Source organism: Calothrix sp. CBUCES-K 9914, from assembly GCF_059640475.1.
In genome coordinates, this window is record NZ_JBXXZH010000018.1 from 34,957 (window position 1) to 52,118 (window position 17,162).

General features: G+C 39.0%; 15 protein-coding genes and 1 pseudogene. 6 read left to right on the plus strand and 10 right to left on the minus strand.

The genetic code is table 11. The annotated features are described in order from the left end of the window. Window positions 1–182: 182 nt before the first annotated feature. From AC2JBO_RS06065 to AC2JBO_RS06075, 3 genes are all read left to right on the plus strand, one after another. Window positions 183–590 carry a hypothetical protein gene (locus AC2JBO_RS06065; RefSeq protein WP_496952733.1) on the plus strand — a complete coding sequence of 136 codons (408 nt, stop codon included), beginning with the start codon at window positions 183–185 and terminating at the stop codon, window positions 588–590. A 401-nt stretch (window positions 591–991) separates the two neighbouring features. Then, on the plus strand, window positions 992–1,813 hold the full coding sequence (locus AC2JBO_RS06070) for a fimbrial biogenesis chaperone (RefSeq protein WP_496952734.1): 822 nt from the start codon (window positions 992–994) through the stop codon (window positions 1,811–1,813). Between the two features lie 134 nt (window positions 1,814–1,947). Then, window positions 1,948–4,572, plus strand: coding sequence for a carboxypeptidase-like regulatory domain-containing protein (locus AC2JBO_RS06075; protein ID WP_496952735.1), 2,625 nt, complete (start codon window positions 1,948–1,950; stop codon window positions 4,570–4,572). 272 nt (window positions 4,573–4,844) lie between these two features. Here AC2JBO_RS06075 and AC2JBO_RS06080 read toward each other — a convergent pair whose 3' ends face one another. The 3 genes from AC2JBO_RS06080 to AC2JBO_RS06090 form a co-directional block, all read right to left on the minus strand. After that, the gene (locus AC2JBO_RS06080; RefSeq protein WP_496952736.1) at window positions 4,845–5,462 is read right to left on the minus strand and encodes a J domain-containing protein; all 618 of its coding nucleotides are present in this window, start codon (window positions 5,460–5,462) and stop codon (window positions 4,845–4,847) included. A 549-nt stretch (window positions 5,463–6,011) separates the two neighbouring features. After that, the gene (locus AC2JBO_RS06085; RefSeq protein WP_019491391.1) at window positions 6,012–6,605 is read right to left on the minus strand and encodes an ATP-dependent Clp protease proteolytic subunit; all 594 of its coding nucleotides are present in this window, start codon (window positions 6,603–6,605) and stop codon (window positions 6,012–6,014) included. Between the two features lie 224 nt (window positions 6,606–6,829). After that, window positions 6,830–7,495, minus strand: a complete 666-nt coding sequence (locus AC2JBO_RS06090; protein WP_496952737.1) for an ATP-dependent Clp protease proteolytic subunit — start codon at window positions 7,493–7,495, stop codon at window positions 6,830–6,832. Window positions 7,496–7,830: 335 nt separating this feature from the next. On the opposite strand from AC2JBO_RS06090, the gene AC2JBO_RS06095 reads away from it, so the two are divergent. Then, complete coding sequence (locus tag AC2JBO_RS06095; protein ID WP_496952738.1) at window positions 7,831–9,078, plus strand: vWA domain-containing protein; 1,248 nt, start codon at window positions 7,831–7,833, stop codon at window positions 9,076–9,078. Window positions 9,079–9,166: 88 nt separating this feature from the next. Beyond that, a complete protein-coding gene (gene gloA2 / locus AC2JBO_RS06100; RefSeq protein ID WP_496952739.1) occupies window positions 9,167–9,550 on the plus strand; it encodes an SMU1112c/YaeR family gloxylase I-like metalloprotein in 384 nt (127 codons plus the stop codon). A 168-nt stretch (window positions 9,551–9,718) separates the two neighbouring features. On the opposite strand, the gene AC2JBO_RS06105 is transcribed toward gloA2, so the two are convergent. The 4 genes from AC2JBO_RS06105 to AC2JBO_RS06120 all read right to left on the minus strand — a co-directional run bounded on the left by AC2JBO_RS06105 (window position 9,719) and on the right by AC2JBO_RS06120 (window position 14,309). Beyond that, on the minus strand, window positions 9,719–11,575 hold the full coding sequence (locus AC2JBO_RS06105; protein WP_496952740.1) for an alkaline phosphatase family protein: 1,857 nt from the start codon (window positions 11,573–11,575) through the stop codon (window positions 9,719–9,721). 116 nt (window positions 11,576–11,691) lie between these two features. Continuing rightward, window positions 11,692–12,849, minus strand: coding sequence for an 8-amino-7-oxononanoate synthase (gene bioF, locus AC2JBO_RS06110; protein WP_496952741.1), 1,158 nt, complete (start codon window positions 12,847–12,849; stop codon window positions 11,692–11,694). Between the two features lie 69 nt (window positions 12,850–12,918). Next, the gene (gene ruvA, locus AC2JBO_RS06115; protein ID WP_496952742.1) at window positions 12,919–13,548 is read right to left on the minus strand and encodes a Holliday junction branch migration protein RuvA; all 630 of its coding nucleotides are present in this window, start codon (window positions 13,546–13,548) and stop codon (window positions 12,919–12,921) included. Continuing rightward, window positions 13,545–14,309 (minus strand): sucrose-phosphate phosphatase, encoded by a 765-nt coding sequence (locus AC2JBO_RS06120; RefSeq protein WP_496952743.1) that lies wholly within the window; start codon window positions 14,307–14,309, stop codon window positions 13,545–13,547. The genes ruvA and AC2JBO_RS06120 overlap by 4 nt, the downstream gene beginning before the upstream one ends. Window positions 14,310–14,768: 459 nt before the next feature. Here AC2JBO_RS06120 and AC2JBO_RS06125 point away from each other — a divergent pair, with 459 nt between their 5' ends. Beyond that, the gene (locus tag AC2JBO_RS06125; protein ID WP_496952764.1) at window positions 14,769–15,002 is read left to right on the plus strand and encodes a hypothetical protein; all 234 of its coding nucleotides are present in this window, start codon (window positions 14,769–14,771) and stop codon (window positions 15,000–15,002) included. Here AC2JBO_RS06125 and AC2JBO_RS06130 read toward each other — a convergent pair. From AC2JBO_RS06130 to xseA, 3 genes and pseudogenes are all read right to left on the minus strand, one after another. Further along, a pseudogene (locus AC2JBO_RS06130) lies at window positions 14,966–15,315 on the minus strand (Uma2 family endonuclease); the annotation flags it as partial. The gene AC2JBO_RS06125 and the pseudogene AC2JBO_RS06130 sit on opposite strands and share 37 nt — an antisense overlap. Before the next feature lie 37 nt (window positions 15,316–15,352). Further along, on the minus strand, window positions 15,353–15,583 hold the full coding sequence (gene xseB / locus AC2JBO_RS06135; protein WP_496952763.1) for an exodeoxyribonuclease VII small subunit: 231 nt from the start codon (window positions 15,581–15,583) through the stop codon (window positions 15,353–15,355). Between the two features lie 137 nt (window positions 15,584–15,720). Then, the gene (gene xseA, locus AC2JBO_RS06140) at window positions 15,721–16,953 is read right to left on the minus strand and encodes an exodeoxyribonuclease VII large subunit (protein ID WP_496952744.1); all 1,233 of its coding nucleotides are present in this window, start codon (window positions 16,951–16,953) and stop codon (window positions 15,721–15,723) included. Window positions 16,954–17,162: the final 209 nt, after the last annotated feature.

Below are 17,162 nucleotides of genomic sequence, written 5' to 3' on the forward strand. Positions count from 1 at the left end.
AACTAAACCAAAGACAAAAGCCTAGAGGCAAAGTCCTTTTGTTAATCAGAATATTGTCTATATACAGTTATTAATTGATATTTCAATATTTTGAATAATAGGTTATCTGTGTATAGGCATAGTGTCTTATGTGTGTTTAGTTTTTCTGATTGGTGATAATTTATTTTTAGAAAGGTTAATTTATGATTCGTCGTTTTTTATTGGCATCCGCGTGCGTACTGGCTGGTAGTGTTGCTTTTGCTCCTAAAACAATGGCTCAATCAGCCCCCGTTCCATTTCAAGGACAAGTCCAAAATTTCTGTAGTGTAGAAGGTGTTGAACCAGGTCAATTAAATCTAAGTGGTACTAACGTACTCTATGGTCAAGGAGCAGCCACATTCGCTTGCAATACTTCAGGTACAGTCAGTTATAATGTGCAACCTGGACAACCTGTTTCTGGAGGTACAGCACAGGCTCAAGGACCTAATGTTCTTTCTTCTGGGGTAAATCGAATTCCCGTAATTTTAACTGTTACTAGCGGAGCGCCTATACCACAAGGTAATTATTCTTATACAGTGGTTGTAACAGCTGTACCAGGTACTCCTAATTAGTCCTTTAAAGGGGAAGTAAATCTAATATAGCGTTTCCCTGTCTAGTTAAGTACGTTTTTAAAACTACTTATTCTGTTAGTAAAGAATTAAGTGTACCTCATTTGCTTAGGAAACGCTATAAGTAGGTAATCAAAGATAAGTAAAAGCGTGTAAAGGCATAAAGTTTTGGGAGCTATCTCAGAGACTAAGCTCCCAATTCTATGGTTTTATTTCTGTATTTTTATTAATACAATCCTCAAAAATTAATAAAAACATTAGAGACCTATAGTAGTCATGAAAGACTAAGTTAGGACTGCTTTAATTATGATAATTCCGAGTAGCGCTGTTATATTAACTACTACTAGTAATCTTAATATTCTGGTTCATATCAAACTATTGCTACCTCAAAATAACGACCAACTATGTTTAAAAATAAATGGCTTACTCAAATCACTTTTGGAGCTTGTTTATCTACCTTACTTTTATTTACAGGTAAAGCTGGTGCTCAAGTCCGTATTGCTCCAATTGTCATCGAAGCTAAAACAGATAACGGACAAGCCCAAAACACAATCTCAATTACCAACACTAGTAATGCTTCTACTCGTGTTCGTATTTATGCCGAACCTTTCACATATAATCGTGATACAGGATTCCAAACTATCAAATCAAGTCCGACTGACCTCACTCCATACTTACAATTTTCACCCCGTGAGTTGATGATCAAACCAGGGGAAACTAGGCGAGTACGTCTTATCAGCAGGCTAGCCCCTAATCTTCCTGAAGGCGAGTATCGTGCCGTCGTATTTAACGAAACTCTTAACGAGTCCAAGGATAATCAGGGTAATAAAGTAAATCTATTAACACGCTTGGGAGTAACATTATATGTACGCAAGGGTAATCTATCCGCTAAACCATTACTAGATAGTGCCAGTTTTAATCAGCAAAAACAACAGATTCAAATTTTACTTCGCAACAATGGTAAAGCCACCGCTTTAACAAAAATAAACTGGACATTACGTAATGGGGCAACAGCGATCAAAGCAGGGCAGATCGACTTAGGTGTTGTCATGGCAGAAGGAGAAAATAAGTTATCATTAAATTACCCTGATAAAGAAAAGCTTGCTCCTGGTCAATATCAGCTAAGTGGTGAATTAACATGGGAAGAGGGTTCCAATAAAAAGCAATTGCCCTTTAATTTGAATATTATCATACCTAATCAAAGTACTGAAACAAAAGTTAAATAAAAGAGATTTTGTATCAGTTATCAATGCCATTAACTTTATTACTTATATGGTAGTTAATTATTTTGATTATTTTGAGAGACATAGCAACTTAATGTCTCTTCTTTTATTAAAATTAGGCATCGGGCTAATAAGTTGTGCTAGCTCAATTAAAACTCAATCAATTTATATATTGGATTCCTAAAATATTTATTATTTGTGAAATTATTACTTCTCCAGTATATGCTAATAATTTACCAATTTCTAACGCTGAAGAAATAATAAATAAACAAGTTGATCAAAAATTAGAATTTCAAGTTTTCCCTGTAGGTTTAAATGCAGGTAAAGCTAATGATAATTCTAGCATCCTAGTGCGTGGTAAAGAAGATGGTTCTCAAGCAATTGATTTTTCTAATTGGCTCTTACCTTATGACATAGTAATTAAAACTCTGAAACTGAATCAAACCTCTTTGCCAGATGGTCAATTAGAATTACGTTCACCAGGAATTGTCACACGAATAGATACAAAAAAACTTCAGACAGATCGAGAACTAGGATTAGTATTTTCTATCGCTGATTTACAAACACTGTTCGGCATCAAGGCAAAATTTGATATTAATGAATATGCTATTATTTTAGACATACCTTGGCTCAATCAAACCAATAACAGTACTGATTCGTCTGAAACACCAATCATTTTAGATGGTTTACCAATTATCAAATCTGAAAACTTTAACATAGCAGCGATTGAGCAAAAAATTAATGCAACTGCGACTACAAGTACATCAAGAAATTATCAGGGAGATTTCCTGGCAGTTGGCACGCTTGCTGGTGGTTCATGGTTTTTGAGTATTAATCAAGCAGATTTACAAAACCCACAAGCATGGAGAATAAATGAAGCCCAGTTTTTACGCCAAACCAACCAAGCAGATTATTTTGTTGGCTCTCATCCCACTTTCTGGCCAAGCCAAAATTTAGGTGATTATTGGGGTTTTACGTCGATCAACCGTCAAGGCTTTACACCTCTTAAATCCTTTGGAGGTGGCTTGTCACATCCACAACAAAGACTACAAACAGGGGAAATTGGACGCACTATTACTGGTCAAGCTAAACCTGGAACTTTAATAAGATTGGTGAAAGGTTTTGCAGATAAAATTATTGCTGAAACCTTAGTTGATTCTTCTGGTATTTATCGTTTTGAAAATATTAAGGGTGATAACCAATCTTTAGCTAGTAACTATCGTGTCTTACTTTATCCCCAAGGAAGACTGACAGCACAACCAGAAACTCAACAAGCAAATTTTTCCGCAATACCAGGACAAATTCCAGATGGTACTTCAGCATGGGTTGTTTCCGGTGGGTGGCAGCGGAAATTTGATCAAAATCAAAGTTTGTTAGGTAATTTTTCTGATTTTCAAGGTGGAATTGCTGGACGTTGGGGTTTATCAGAAGAATTGACAGTAGGTGTAGGTGCAGTCTATCACAAATCTATTCAAGGACTAGCAGAAGTATTCTATCGTCCAACCAACTTTCCATTACAAGTCGCAATTTCAGCACTGGGAGGAAATGAGTTGAATACAATTGCTGACATTCGTTATGAACCATCTCGTCAGTTCAACGTTTCATTTGCCAGGGATTTTCTATCTAGTCGGTTGAATCTCAATTGGAATATATTTCCTGGTATTAGCTTATTTGCTACTACAAACAGTCGAGATGCAACATCTGGCGGAATACAACTTAACTTTCAGACTAAAAACTATTTTAGCTTTAATCGTGTGAGCCTGGATACGGAAAATCGCCTTCGTTGGAATTCATTACAACGTCTTGACAAACTAGAATTAAGTCTTCAAGGTAGTGAAATAGGTACTGCTTCACAGTTAACATACAATTTGTCTGACAGTAGTGTTTCAGGACATTCATTACTTTTAAATTACGAAACACGTAATCTCAATAATAGTAACAACTTGCTTACGTTAGGTTGGCAATATCGTTCTCAAAAAAAGACCATTGATAATGCTTATTTGTGGGCAGTACAAATGGGTTATGGTATAGGTTCCCAAGGTAATGGAGTAATTGCCTCATTAGAAACAACAGTGATACCAGGTTTATTGTTACGAGGACGCTATGAAGGTGTATCTCTAACTGCTAATGAACCTGCTTTCAAGTTCGAGCTAGTTTCTAGCTTGAATTTGCAAGAAGGTATTTCATTAGGGGATAGACGTTCTAACTACTTTCGTACCCAAGGTGGTTTATTAATTCAGCCATTTTTTGATGCTAATAGTAATGGTCAACTAGATAATAGAGAAAAATTGTATACAGAAAACTTAGGTACTATAGTTTCAATTAATAATAAACCATTAAAGTCTTTACAACCAGATATTCAAGGAGATCGTGCTACTGTACGTCTGGCGCCTGGAACTTATCGCTTAGATATTGATCCTGCTGATTTTCCTCCTGACTGGCAAACTAAAACTACTGCTTATGCCGTTGATGTAGTTGCTGGTAGCTTTGCCCGTGTATCAATTCCATTAATTCGTTCATATACAGTATCAGGAATTGTCACTGATGCCCAAGGTAAAGCAGTTGCAGGCGCAAGAGTAGAAGCTATAGAAACAGATAATAAGAACCGAATTTTTTCTGTGACTAATAATGCTGGAGTTTATTATTTACAAGGTTTATCAAAAGGTAAGTATACATTGGAAATTAATGGCAAATTAGGTGGTAAATTGAAACTTGATGAAAATTCTCAACCCTTGCTAGAACTAAATCTACTAGAACAATAAGTATTTATGCTTAAAATTTGCGTCTGAAAGGAACAAAAAATGAACTTTTTCAGCGGCTATTAGTACTTTGTTTATCTGCTTCGATTGCAGCTTAAGTATAAAAGTAAGCAAAAAGTTCATGTTTATACCTCGTTCATCATAAAACCTATCGTTGGACGTATGGGCGCCAACCTTAACTTGACACCAATGGCATCCTTGCCCGTCCTTTATATCAGGGCAGCTAATACTTATATATCAGGGCAGGCAGGGATGCCTGCTTCACAAGAGTTGTGTTAGAAGATTTGCTCTAGTTTTTGGAAGTCGCGTTGTACTTCGTCGAATAGGGATTTATTATTGGGGTCAGTTTTTAGGGCTTTTTTCAGGTATATACGAGCTTTTAACCACTGTTTATCGGCTATTAGCGCGCGTCCCCATACTTGGTACGATATTGCTTGCCACTGTTTAACTTCGGGGTCTTCGGGTAAGCGTTCGGCTAATGCTTCTGCTAAAGCGATGGCTTGTGGAAAACGTCGTTCGCGGATGAAGCGCTGTAGTTGTTCGTATGTTTTCCACTTTAGGCGCCGTTCTATTTCAAGTATGTTTGGCGGTTTAGGTTGTGGTTGTGCTTGTTGTGGTGGTTGCTTGGGAGGTTGTTTGGGTGGCGCCTGAGTAGTTGTTTTTGGTGTTGCTGGTTGAGTTGGTGCATTGGAAACTGAAGCTACTGGTGCTACTACCTGTAAAAGGAATTTGTAGGCTTCTGTCAGCGCGATAAACTTTTCTTTTGCTTTATTGTCATTTGGATTGATATCGGGGTGGTATTGCTGTGCTAGTTTACGATACGAAGCTTTGATGTCGGAAAACGAGGCGCCCGACCTTAACCCTAATACACGGTAGCAATCTACTACATCCATCTTTAAGCCATCACAAGCAAGAATAATTGTTTACATAACCTGAAGATAGTTCTGAGTGCTAGGTACAGACGCGATTAATCGCGTCTGTACGAGTGCTGAGTGCTGAGTGTTTATACCTGACTCTTAACTCTTTGTAAATGCCTCTTGGAGGCGCCGTTGTAGCACTATTCGTCTATTTCAGGAGCAGTTTGCAAATACCAGGAGCGGGTACTTACATAATTAAGCTTAGAACCTGGTACTTCAATAAAAAAGACTATTGACTGACTTTATCTAGTTTAGTCTTGACAATTTCTTCGGAAACGTAAAATGCTTTTCCGGAAACTTTGCACCCGCACTTACTTACTATAAACAACTTTACCATCCGTATTAAAGCAAAATTACGCTACACATAATACCGCCTTAACAGCTTTTTTGAAAAGAGGAATGGCAAAAATCAGGTATACAAATGTAATATTTATAACTAGATACACAAGATTAAATACATAAGATTCCCGACTTCTTCAAGAAGTCGGGAATCTAAGAGGAAATCTAAGAAGATGGCTAAGTTAATTAAGGACGTTCTTCGATCACTTTGTCAATCAAGCCGTAATCTTTAGCCTCTTGTGCGGACATGAAAAAGTCACGATCCATGTCTCTTTCAATTTTTTCTAATGGTTGCCCTGTGTTGGTAGCATAGATACCGTTGAGTTGATGGCGAATTCTCAGAATTTCGCGCGCTTCAATTTCAATATCTGTAGCTTGCCCGCGCGTGCCACCACTTGGTTGGTGTATCATGATACGCGAGTGTGGTAATGCCAAACGCTTACCTTTGGCGCCACCTGCCAACAAGAATGAACCCATTGAAGCAGCCAAACCGACACAAATCGTTACAACATCAGATTTAATATGCTGCATTGTGTCATAAATCATCAACCCGGATGTTACCATCCCACCTGGAGAGTTTATATATAGAGAAATATCTTTACCAGGGTCTTCCGAATCAAGATAAAGCATTACTGCTACGATTTGGTTGGCGATTTCATCGTCAATATCGCGCGGTAAGAATATAACCCGCTCACGGTAAAGACGGTTGTAAATGTCAACCCACTGTGTATATTGTTCCCCCGGCATCCGGTAAGGAACTTTTGGAACACCTATAGGCATTTTAATGTAACTCCAAATGTGAATAGTTATTAGTTAGGAGTGCTGAGTGCTGAGTGCTGAGTGCTGAGTGCTGAGTGCTGAGTGCTGAGTGCTGAGTGCTGAGTGCTGAGTGCTGAGTGCTGAGTGCTGAGTAGGTAGATAGTTTTTAATATAAAACTTGTAACTATTAACTCTTAACTCAAATTCTATTTACTCAGCACTCTGCACTTTCCACTCAGCACCATTTAAAGGATGCTCGCAGCGGGGAGTGGGGGATTGGCAAGTTCTTCTTTCTCGAATACTCGGTCAATCAATCCATATTCCACAGCCTGATGAGGTGTCATATAGAAAAGACGATCCATGTCCTTCTCGATTCTCTGCTTGGTTTGGCCTGTAGTAGTCGAGAGGATATCGACCATAGTAGCTTTGTTTGCTAAAACTTCTTTGGCGCGAATTTGAATATCCGTGGCTTGACCTTGAGCATAGCTCTTGGGCTGGTGGAGTATAATCGTAGCGTGGGGCAACGAGGCACGACAGCCTTTTGTACCTGCACTGAGGAGCATAGCCGACATACCCATTGCAGAACCAATACAAATGGTGTGGATAGGCGGTTTTATGTACTTCATTGTGTCATAAATGGCAAAGGCTTCTGTTTCAAAGCCAACTGGTTCGCCACTATAACCAGATGTGCCAGTCGAGTTGATGTAAATCTTAATTGGCTTTTCGGGGTCGTCTGATTGCAAGAACAGCAGTTCGGCAACTATTAGTTCCGTAACAGCAGGAACCAGCGGCATTCCGAGATAGACAATTCGCTCCTTCAACAAAAGAGAGGGTAAATCTGGTGGCGGTGTGCGGTAAAAGTTATCGCCGTAATATGGGGCTTGCACAGCCTTGATGGGGTAAGAGTCCATAGCAACTGTTGCCTGAGATAATGCCGTTAACTGTAATACATCCTAACGTTTCAGCAGGTCAACTGGAGGTGTGGATTTCTCGATAATAAGAGCGAATCTCTCGTTAATCTATAAATAGTCCTTGGTTCTTTTAGTCATTTACTCCCAGTTTCCGAATTTATTCAGTACTATAGTGCTGAATAAGTGCCATTCGATTAATGGTTATTAAGTACTAATTCGTAACCAGTAGTAGTTGACTATCAACCGAGGATAATTAACAATTCTAACTTTTCCGTAGCAGTTACACTGCTTACTGAAGTTAATTATAAACACGTGTCGCCGGGATAGAAGGATTTATGAAGGTTAGCTTGCAGCCTGCGCTAAATGATGTCAACTTAGATGGGAGCCAGCCGAATAGTCAACGGCAGTTGGCGATATCGATATCAGCCGTTGCGGATAGTATTAACCGCAATGTACCGTTGAATTTGTGCCTAATTCTTGACCATAGTGGTTCGATGAGTGGGCGCCCGTTAGAAACTGTCAAAAAAGCGGCTTGCCGTATTGTTGACAGATTAAATCCTGGTGACCGCCTTAGTGTTGTTATTTTTGACCACCGCGCGAAGGTGTTGGTATCCAACCAAACAGTAGAAGACCCAGAACGCATCAAACAGCAAATCAACAAGCTTGCTGCTGATGGGGGTACTGCCATTGATGAAGGTTTGCAGTTGGGCATTAAGGAACTGACCAAAGGTAGTAAAGAGTCAATATCGCAAGCTTTTTTACTGACCGACGGTGAAAACGAACATGGTAGCAATAAACGCTGTTTAGAATTTGCCAAATTAGCTGCTAGCTACAATTTGACTTTGAACACGTTAGGATTTGGGGACAATTGGAACCAAGATGTTCTCGAACAAATTGCTGATGCTGGTGGTGGCTCATTATCCCACATTCAGCAACCCGATGAGGCGGAAGCAAAGTTTAATCAGCTATTCACGCGCATTCAAACCGTGAGTTTAACAAATGCCTACCTACTGTTTTCGTTAGTTCCAAAAGTACGGTTAGCCGAACTCAAACCTGTAGCACAAGTGGCGCCGGAAACAATTGAGTTACCCGTACAGCAAGACCCCGATGGGCGAATATCTGTACGCATCGGCGACTTGATGCGTGATGTTGAACGGGTAATCCTAGCAAACTTGTATATTTCGCAACTGCCAATAGGTAGACAACCAATTGCACAATTACAAGTGCGTTACGATGACCCCAGTCAAAACATTACAGGAGTACTTTCAGAAATATTCTTTGTCGAGGCAAATGTTACAGGACAATATCAGGCAGCAGCAGACCCCAACGTACAACAGCATGTTTTAGCGCTAGCAAAATACCGACAAACCCAGCTTGCAGAAACAAAACTTCAAATGGGTGATCGAGCAGGCGCGGCAACAATGCTACAAACCGCTGCAAAAACCGCTTTACAAATGGGCGATATGAGTGCAGCAACAGTGTTACAAACTTCTGCTACCCAACTTCAAGCAGGGCAAGACTTATCAGAAGCTGACCGTAAAAAAACCAGGATTGTATCAAAAACCATATTACAAGACTCTTAATATATGTAGAGACGTGATTAATCCCTGCGGGAAAACCTTCGGTTTACACGTCTCTACAATTTATTATTAAAATGCGTAAATCCTAATTATGAAGCCTATTAAAATTCACCACGCTGCAATCATCTGTTCTAATTACGAGATATCCAAAAAATTCTACGTCGAAATCCTAGGCTTTAAAATTATCCAAGAAAATTATCGGGATAAGCGAAACTCCTACAAATTAGATTTACAAGTTGGAGAAAATCAAATCGAGTTGTTCTCATTCCCAAACCCCCCACAACGACCAAACAGACCTGAAGCATGTGGTTTAAGGCATTTAGCATTCGAGGTTGAGAATATAGAAGAGACCGTATCGTATTTACAATCTCAAGGTGTCGAAGTCGAAAATGTTAGAGTTGACGATATTACAGATAAAAAATATACCTTTTTCCAAGACCCCGACGGCTTACCATTAGAAATATACGAAAAGTAGGGTGCGTCACAGCAACAACAATCGAACAACGAAGCGAAAATATAGTGCTGTGACGCACCAATTACAATTTAAAATTACATCGGCGCCTGCTGATAATAACGCTGCTGATGGTGCGTGACGCTACAGGTTTATTCGTTTAGTTTATAGATTGTTATAGCGTCACGCACCCTACAACCCTAACGTCCTACCAGGAAATCCCGCAACATCAAAGTAACGTGTTTTACCAACGGTTTGATATTTCAAAATCGTTTTTAAACCATTCGCAGCAGGTAGTGATTCCATTGTAAAAGATTTGGCACCCACTGTATCCGGTTGACCTACCAATGCTTCATTTATCACTCTTCCTGTTAATCTTCCCAAAGGTTTGAGTTGCAAATTTAATACTTTAGCAATTGTGCGTGGTACATCAGCATTACTTACAGGTGCAAAGTCTTTAAATCCCTTTTTAAAATCAGGGCCAATGGCGCCCATCATATTGTAAGTGTCCGCACGGCTAAAACTACCGTGCATTCCTTGCCCTTGTTGTAATGCTGTATCAGATACTTCTGCACCACATGCTGTTGGAGTTCCACAACCTGTGTCAAAGGAACGAAAGTTTATTAGCATTGAAGGTTTGGGTGTACGCGCGTTTCCTCTAAGTCCTATATTCTCTAGTGATAATGTACCAGGTATTTTACCTACATCATTATTGACGAAAATACCGCTAATATAATCCTGTTTGAGTAGTGAAGCAACAATTTTTGGTGCCAAATCTTTTTGATTTGCTTTATTTGGTAGATATATTAAATCTGAACCACCGTTTGCTGCCACAATTAGATCAGGTTTATTTGGGTCTTTACTAAGTATATGATTTCGGGTATGTTGTCCTTTTGTTGGGTCTACACCAGCATTCTTTTTATCTGGGTCAAATAAAGGTAGTCCCAAATCTTTCGCTAAATCAATTGCCAAAAACCCTGATGGTAAAAATCCTTTCGGTACATCAGGATAATTTAAAGTTGCTGCATAACTCGTTTTACTTTCTTTACTAATTGTTGAAAACCCGTGGTCAGCAGTAATAAATATATCTGTTGTTTCTTCTAATCCTAACTCTTTCAGGGCGCCTCGAATTTGCGCTAAATTTTTATCAACGTTTTGCCGAGCAGCTTGAACTGTAGGGCCGTTAATTCCCGGTACTAACTGGTTAAGACTATCACCATGATTATGCTGTGTACCATCAGGGTCACGCGACCAATATACCATTAAAAAAGGCTTTTGACGCTGTTGAAATAACGGCAGAATGATTTTGGTTGTAACATCAGCAAAATATTGCTGCTGAGTTACGTTTGCAGTTGTAGTTCCTGGGGTTTTATTATCACCGCTTTTACCGTTCTCACCGCGTGATGGTGTTTCTTTTGGTAAAGAATTTTTTTCAAGCAAGCTGATTATATCTGGATTGAGTGCAACACCTTCGGGTTTACCTGTATCATCATCAACAATAATCGTCGGTTCACCTTTTTGTAAAGTTACGTCTTGAATTAGCACAGGACCTATTTTCCCAACTGCTGCTGTACTAAAACCTGCTTTACGCGCGGTGAAGAGTAAAGTTTGCTCATTTAAGAAATTGGCACCGAATTGTTTGTTAACTTCTCTAATAACGGCATTATTCTCTAAAAAAGGAACAAGACTGTTTTTTGCACTTTTAACAGGGGCATTTACTTGGATTGTATTACTAAAGTCACCAGTATCACCGAGAAAATGTCCTGTTGCAATAGCGGAAGCATTCGCGGTAGTAAAAGTCGGAAATAAAGAATGACTATTAAGAAAAGTTACACCCTCAGAACGAATTTGGTTTAAATTGGGAGTATCGGTAGAATTTACCCAATCAGGACGTAAACCATCAGCAACAAAAATAATAGCATTATGCTGCTTGCTTTTTTGAGCTACTTGTTGACTACTTTGTTGAGGCTGTCTTGCACAAGCCACAATCATAGCAACAATACAAAGTGCAAGGTAGATGAAACGACGGAAGTTTTTAGAAACCTTCATACTGTGGTAGATTGTCAAAAATATACCAAAATTCTATTACCTTAGATTGATTTTGGGATTATTACACGGTTAATTTATTTATAATATTTTCTTAATCTGTAAGGTGGGGCTATGCCCTACATACTACACAGCACTTCAACTAATTTTTCAATATGAATTTTTTCATGCGTTGCCATTAGTGTAATGCGAATGCGACTTGTGGGTACTGTTGGAGGACGAATTGCAGGTGCAAAAATACCAGATTCTTTTAAGTGTTTACCTGCTTTTAAAGCATCCGCAGTATTTGCTAACTGAAAGCACATTATAGGTGAAGATGAAGGTAATATTTTTAATTCAGGTAAATATTTTTGTATCAATTCTTTTAAGTATTCTACATTGTGCCATAGTTGCGTTCTTCGCTGCGGTTCGTTCCGTATTATATCAATGGCAGCACGCGCGGATGCTGTGTCAGCAGGTGATAAAGCAGTAGTATAAATCCAACTCGGCGCCCGATTACGAAGAAAGTCAATTAAATTGGCACGAGCTGTAACGTATCCTCCCAAACTACCCAAAGCTTTGCTAAGAGTACCCATTTGTATCAATTCTCTACCTGTACATCCAAAATGTTCAACACATCCGGCGCCAGAATTACCTAATACTCCAGTACCATGTGCTTCATCGACTAGCAACATACAGTTAAATTCTTCTGCTAAATCTAATAGTATAGGTAAAGGACATAAATCACCGTCCATACTAAAAACGCTATCGGTGATTATCAAACAGCGACGATAGTTTTGACGTTGTTCGATAAGCTGGTTTTTTAAAACTTCAGTATTACAGTGCGGATACTCGGTAATAGTTGCACCACTGAGAACTGCGCCATTTTTAAGACTGGAATGATTATATTGGTCAGATAATATTAAATCACGTTTACCAACTAGTGCAGTAATGGCGCCGATATTCGCGAGATAACCGGAACTAAAAACAATAGCATCTTGAGTTTGTTTAAGAGATGCTATTGACCGTTCTAGTTCTTGGTGTAAGGAACGCTGTCCGCTAAGTAACCGTGAACCAGTAGAACCTGTGCCAAATTCTTTAACTGCGTTTACTGCTGCGGTGATTAAACGTTCATCACCTGCTAAACCTAAATAATCATTACTAGCAAAATTTATAACTTCCTTACCCTCCAAAACAACAACGGCGCCTGGAATACCGTGAATAGTTTGTGTTGAACGATACCAGTTTGCGCGTTGAATAGTTTCTAACGATTCTTCTATCCAAGCATATGCGGACATAAGATTTGGAGTAAAAATTAATTAGTAAGGCAAAGTAGATGACCCAAATACATAGTAAATCAAGAATCATTACACTTCTGTACTACTTAGATGTGCTATAGCCTGACGTATCCAGTCTTCTACAAAAGCATCTTTAGGTAGTCCAATATCTTCGCTAACGAAGTGTAAAGCGTGACTGACCTCACCTGCTGTGTAACCAAGTGCTAGTAGTGTACTTTGTACTTCTTCGAGAATACTTGGCGCCGGACCATCGGTAGCAACAAAAAAGCCAGCAGTTTTACGCCACTCAATGAGCTTGCTTTTTAGTTCCAAACAAATTCGTTCAGCCGTTTTCTTCCCAACACCAGGCGCCTGAATAATTAATTGTACATTTGCTGTAACAATTGCTTGCACTAACTCCGGTACTTCGAGAGTATCGAGTAATGCAATAGCTAATGCGGCGCCTATTCCACTTACACCTAACAAATGGCGAAACAAATCACGTTCTGCTGGTGAACCAAAACCATACAGTAACGGAACTTCTTCACGCACTTGATAGTGAGTAAAAATCTGAACACTCTCACCCGAACCAGGCAATTGTTTAGCCAGTTTTCCGGGAACAATCAAGTCGTATCCCATATAATTCACCTCTAGGGTGAGAATATGGCGATTACCACTGCTTTGAATATTAGCAACGAGACCTTTGAGATAACTAATCATTCTACGAAACCAAAATGTTTCAAACCTTCAATAATTCCACCTGCACAATAATTAGAAGCTAAGTAACGGTAACCAGTGCGATTTTGACTGTACCACTGTAGCAACTCCGGGCGTGCATTCCCGACAAGAATTCCCCGTTCATCTCCAGTAGCAAATAATGATATATCGTTACCTGAATCTCCGCAAACAACCGTTTGTTCAGCTACAAATTTCCATTTTTGACGTAGAAACTGTACTGCCTGACCTTTATCGCTGTTACGGGGCACAATGTCAAGGTCAATCCCACTACTATAGATTAACTTTATATTTAAAGCACATTTTTGCAACTCTGACTCAAGTTTTTGCAAAATTTTTTCTGATACTTCCTCTTTCAAGAAGAAACTTACCTTAAATGGACGTTGTTCGGTGTCAGGTTGTGGAACTAACTCCGGAAATTGTGATGTCACTTCGATAACAGCTTCCTTATTCCACCCATTTGAAAGCTTCTCCGACCAAGACGCATCGGGGGTTTCGCTATTATCAAAATAAATTTCCGTCCCTACAGATACGACCAATGCATCAGGGTCTATCAAGTTCTTCTCTTCTTTTAGTTCCCTATATAGTACAGGCGAACGACCAGTTGCATATACAATCTTACTGCCATAATTTTGTCTATGGTTGATCAAAATTTGGTTCAATAGTACTAATTGATCATCGGCGCCAGTGACAGTGTGATTAACTAGGGTGTTATCAAGGTCAGTGACAAACAAAAAGGGTTTCATCGGAGTAAGGGGTAAGAAGATTTAAGAGTAAGCAGCAGATATTTAATTACCCAACAGTTAATAGGTAAAACTCGTTCCAACAAGAGTTGAGTATTATTAGTAACTTGCTTTGGGAAAAAAGTCTATAGGCAATGCTAAACCATTTTTGTAGCAATTTTGTAACAATAAATGTATGATACGTATTAAAAAAAAGCACAACACACTGTTGTACTCTTGTAAATACGCTTCACGAAATATCTTGCTGTAGATTGGGTGGAGGAACGGAACCCAACATATTGATGATGAAATTTGATCCCCCCAACCCCCCTTAATAAGGGGGGCTTTAAATCCTTCTTTTTTCCCCTTATTAAGGGGGACTTTAAACTCTTCTTTTTCCCCCCTTATTAAGGGGGGATAGGGGGGATTAATTATGCTACAAAAATTTAATCAAGTACTATTAATAGTAGCGATTTCAATGTGATGGTGCCTCCAGATTTGTTAACCAATGGTTATCAAAATCTAAATATACTTATAATTTTTCTGACTGCATTACAGATATTTATTGTAGAATTGATAAATTTGAAAAAATTCGAGGAAGCTCAAACTCAAAATCTCCGTCAGTATCTATACTTCAGCTTGAGAATACCAGCTTACACCAATATCTTTACTCGTAATAAGTTTGGAGAAAGAATTTCGATTATCCAATCAGGATGAATATTAAACCTGTTTGCAATTTGACCGTTAGCGTCAAGAGGAATTCTTTGCCATTCAAATACAGCAATATCTGGAACTATCGACTTACCCGCGAAAGTACAGCGTAATTCTGGTAGCGCATAAGCTAACTTTTTCGCTTTCCAACTTGATTGATATTAGAAGATAATTCGATTTGTAACGTGCTATGTTTTCCTTGTGGCATAGGTTTTTGGTAAATTACCCCATCAATATATTCGCTTGCAGGTTTTGTTTCAGGCAGTTCTAAGAATTCTTCCAGAGTTAGTATAGAGGTTTGTTCAATAGATAGCGTCATAAAATATAACTCCCTAAAATTTTATTGGTTGGTTGAGTTATCCAGATGACTCATCTTGTAGTGTTTCAATGAGTATATCTACCTGTTCCTGCTTTGCCAGAAGAAAACTATCGCACTCCTTTAAATATTCCACAGCAGTAGCAAATTGTTCAAAGACTTCTGCTAAATCAAGTGTACCTGCTTCGATTCTGGCAATTATACTGTCAATTTCGGCAACTTTAGCTTCATAGCTAAATTCATCACTTGTTATCTTCTTACCCTTAACCATTAATTCTTTGCGTCCTTTGCGTCCTTTGCGGTTATTTTTTATTGTATTACTTTTACCTGTGCCTAGGTCAGGCAAGATGCCTAACCTACGAAATGATTATATGCACTGCACAGGCAGGATGCCTGTGCTACGGTTGATTAATTTTCTTTTACTTGTGTTACTTTTACTTTTACTTTACCTTCACCTAATAGTACAACTAACTCGTCTCCTATATTTAAGTCACTTGCCGCGCGCGCGATTTCTCCATTTTCTTTTCTTACAACTGCATAACCACGCTGTAATACTTTCTTTGGGTCGAGAGTTTGCAGTTTTTGCCGTAACATTTCTATATGTTGTTTTTCGGAAATTAATTTTTGTGATGTGGTTTGTAATAATCGCTCTTTCCGCCAATTTAATGCTTCAATTCTTTGTTTTACTTGTTTATCCAAACTTAGTCTTTGTAGACGGTTTCGCATTTTTTCCAGTTTATTCGCGGCATTTTCATATATATAGTTAACTACTGCTGTTAATTCTTCAATGCGGTCTTGATGTTGATTATATAAGTCTTCTAAAGATGGTACTACTCGTTCTGCTGCTGCGGTGGGAGTGTGTACGCGCAAATCTGCTGCTAAATCAGCTAATGATTCATCACGCTGGTGTCCAATACCCGTAATTACAGGTATTGTACAATTTGCGACTGCCATTACTACGCGCTCATCATCAAAACAAGCTAATTCCTCAACGGCGCCTCCACCGCGCGCTAATATCAATACTTCTGCTCGTCCATCTTTTTCTACACGTTTAATCGCATGAACTATAGAAGGTGGCGCCTCATCCCCTTGTACAATCGCAGGGGAAAATAAAACGTGTAAACCTGGATAACGACTGCGTAGGGTTTTTTGAATGTCTCCCCATGCTGCAGCTGTGGGGGAGGAGACAACGGCAATAGTTTTTGGATGTGATGGAATATCTCGTTTACGGTCTTGGTCAAATAATCCTTCTGCTGCTAAACGATTTTTTAACTGTTTGTAACGAATAGCTTGTAAACCTTCACCTACGGGTATTACTTGCCAAACTTGAATTTGGTATTCTCCGCGCGCTGGATATAACCGTATGCTGCCTAAAATTATTATTTGTTCTCCAGCAGCAGGAATTCGCGTTAGCTTCGCAACCTGAGTTTTCCACGTTACACATTTAATTGAGGCGCCACCACCTGGGTCTTGAAGTGTAAAAAATAACCCAACACGGTGGTTATTAACGCTAGATACTTCCCCAACCACCCAAATTTGACGAAGAATTTCATTTTCTTCGAGCAGTACCTGGATATATTCGGTTAGACCTGCCACTGATACAGCTGTTTCAGGAGCAAACGTGCTTGGATTGTAAGTCATGAAGGCTGTTACACGCTTTAATGATGTTTCTGACAACGAGTCGTTGTCAAAATTCTGCCGATGGGCGTAATTTCACTACACTTAGCATGATATCGCTTGCTTTGGAACGCGCGCAACCAAGCTCAAGCTATGTAATTCGTATGTGTAGTTTTGTTAATTTTTGTAAATGTTTTTAATGGTGCGTGATGCTACTAGTTCTTATATATTAT

Coding starts and splice junctions, on each gene's coding strand:
- AC2JBO_RS06065 (WP_496952733.1), top strand. CDS start 183: ATGATTCGTCGTTTTTTATTGGCATCCGCGTGCGTACTGGCTGGTAGT.
- AC2JBO_RS06070 (WP_496952734.1), top strand. CDS start 992: ATGTTTAAAAATAAATGGCTTACTCAAATCACTTTTGGAGCTTGTTTA.
- AC2JBO_RS06080 (WP_496952736.1), bottom strand. CDS start 5,462: ATGGATGTAGTAGATTGCTACCGTGTATTAGGGTTAAGGTCGGGCGCC.
- AC2JBO_RS06085 (WP_019491391.1), bottom strand. CDS start 6,605: ATGCCTATAGGTGTTCCAAAAGTTCCTTACCGGATGCCGGGGGAACAA.
- AC2JBO_RS06090 (WP_496952737.1), bottom strand. CDS start 7,495: ATGGACTCTTACCCCATCAAGGCTGTGCAAGCCCCATATTACGGCGAT.
- AC2JBO_RS06095 (WP_496952738.1), top strand. CDS start 7,831: ATGAAGGTTAGCTTGCAGCCTGCGCTAAATGATGTCAACTTAGATGGG.
- gloA2 (WP_496952739.1), top strand. CDS start 9,167: ATGAAGCCTATTAAAATTCACCACGCTGCAATCATCTGTTCTAATTAC.
- AC2JBO_RS06105 (WP_496952740.1), bottom strand. CDS start 11,575: ATGAAGGTTTCTAAAAACTTCCGTCGTTTCATCTACCTTGCACTTTGT.
- bioF (WP_496952741.1), bottom strand. CDS start 12,849: ATGTCCGCATATGCTTGGATAGAAGAATCGTTAGAAACTATTCAACGC.
- ruvA (WP_496952742.1), bottom strand. CDS start 13,548: ATGATTAGTTATCTCAAAGGTCTCGTTGCTAATATTCAAAGCAGTGGT.
- AC2JBO_RS06120 (WP_496952743.1), bottom strand. CDS start 14,309: ATGAAACCCTTTTTGTTTGTCACTGACCTTGATAACACCCTAGTTAAT.
- AC2JBO_RS06125 (WP_496952764.1), top strand. CDS start 14,769: ATGGTGCCTCCAGATTTGTTAACCAATGGTTATCAAAATCTAAATATA.
- xseB (WP_496952763.1), bottom strand. CDS start 15,583: ATGGTTAAGGGTAAGAAGATAACAAGTGATGAATTTAGCTATGAAGCT.
- xseA (WP_496952744.1), bottom strand. CDS start 16,953: ATGACTTACAATCCAAGCACGTTTGCTCCTGAAACAGCTGTATCAGTG.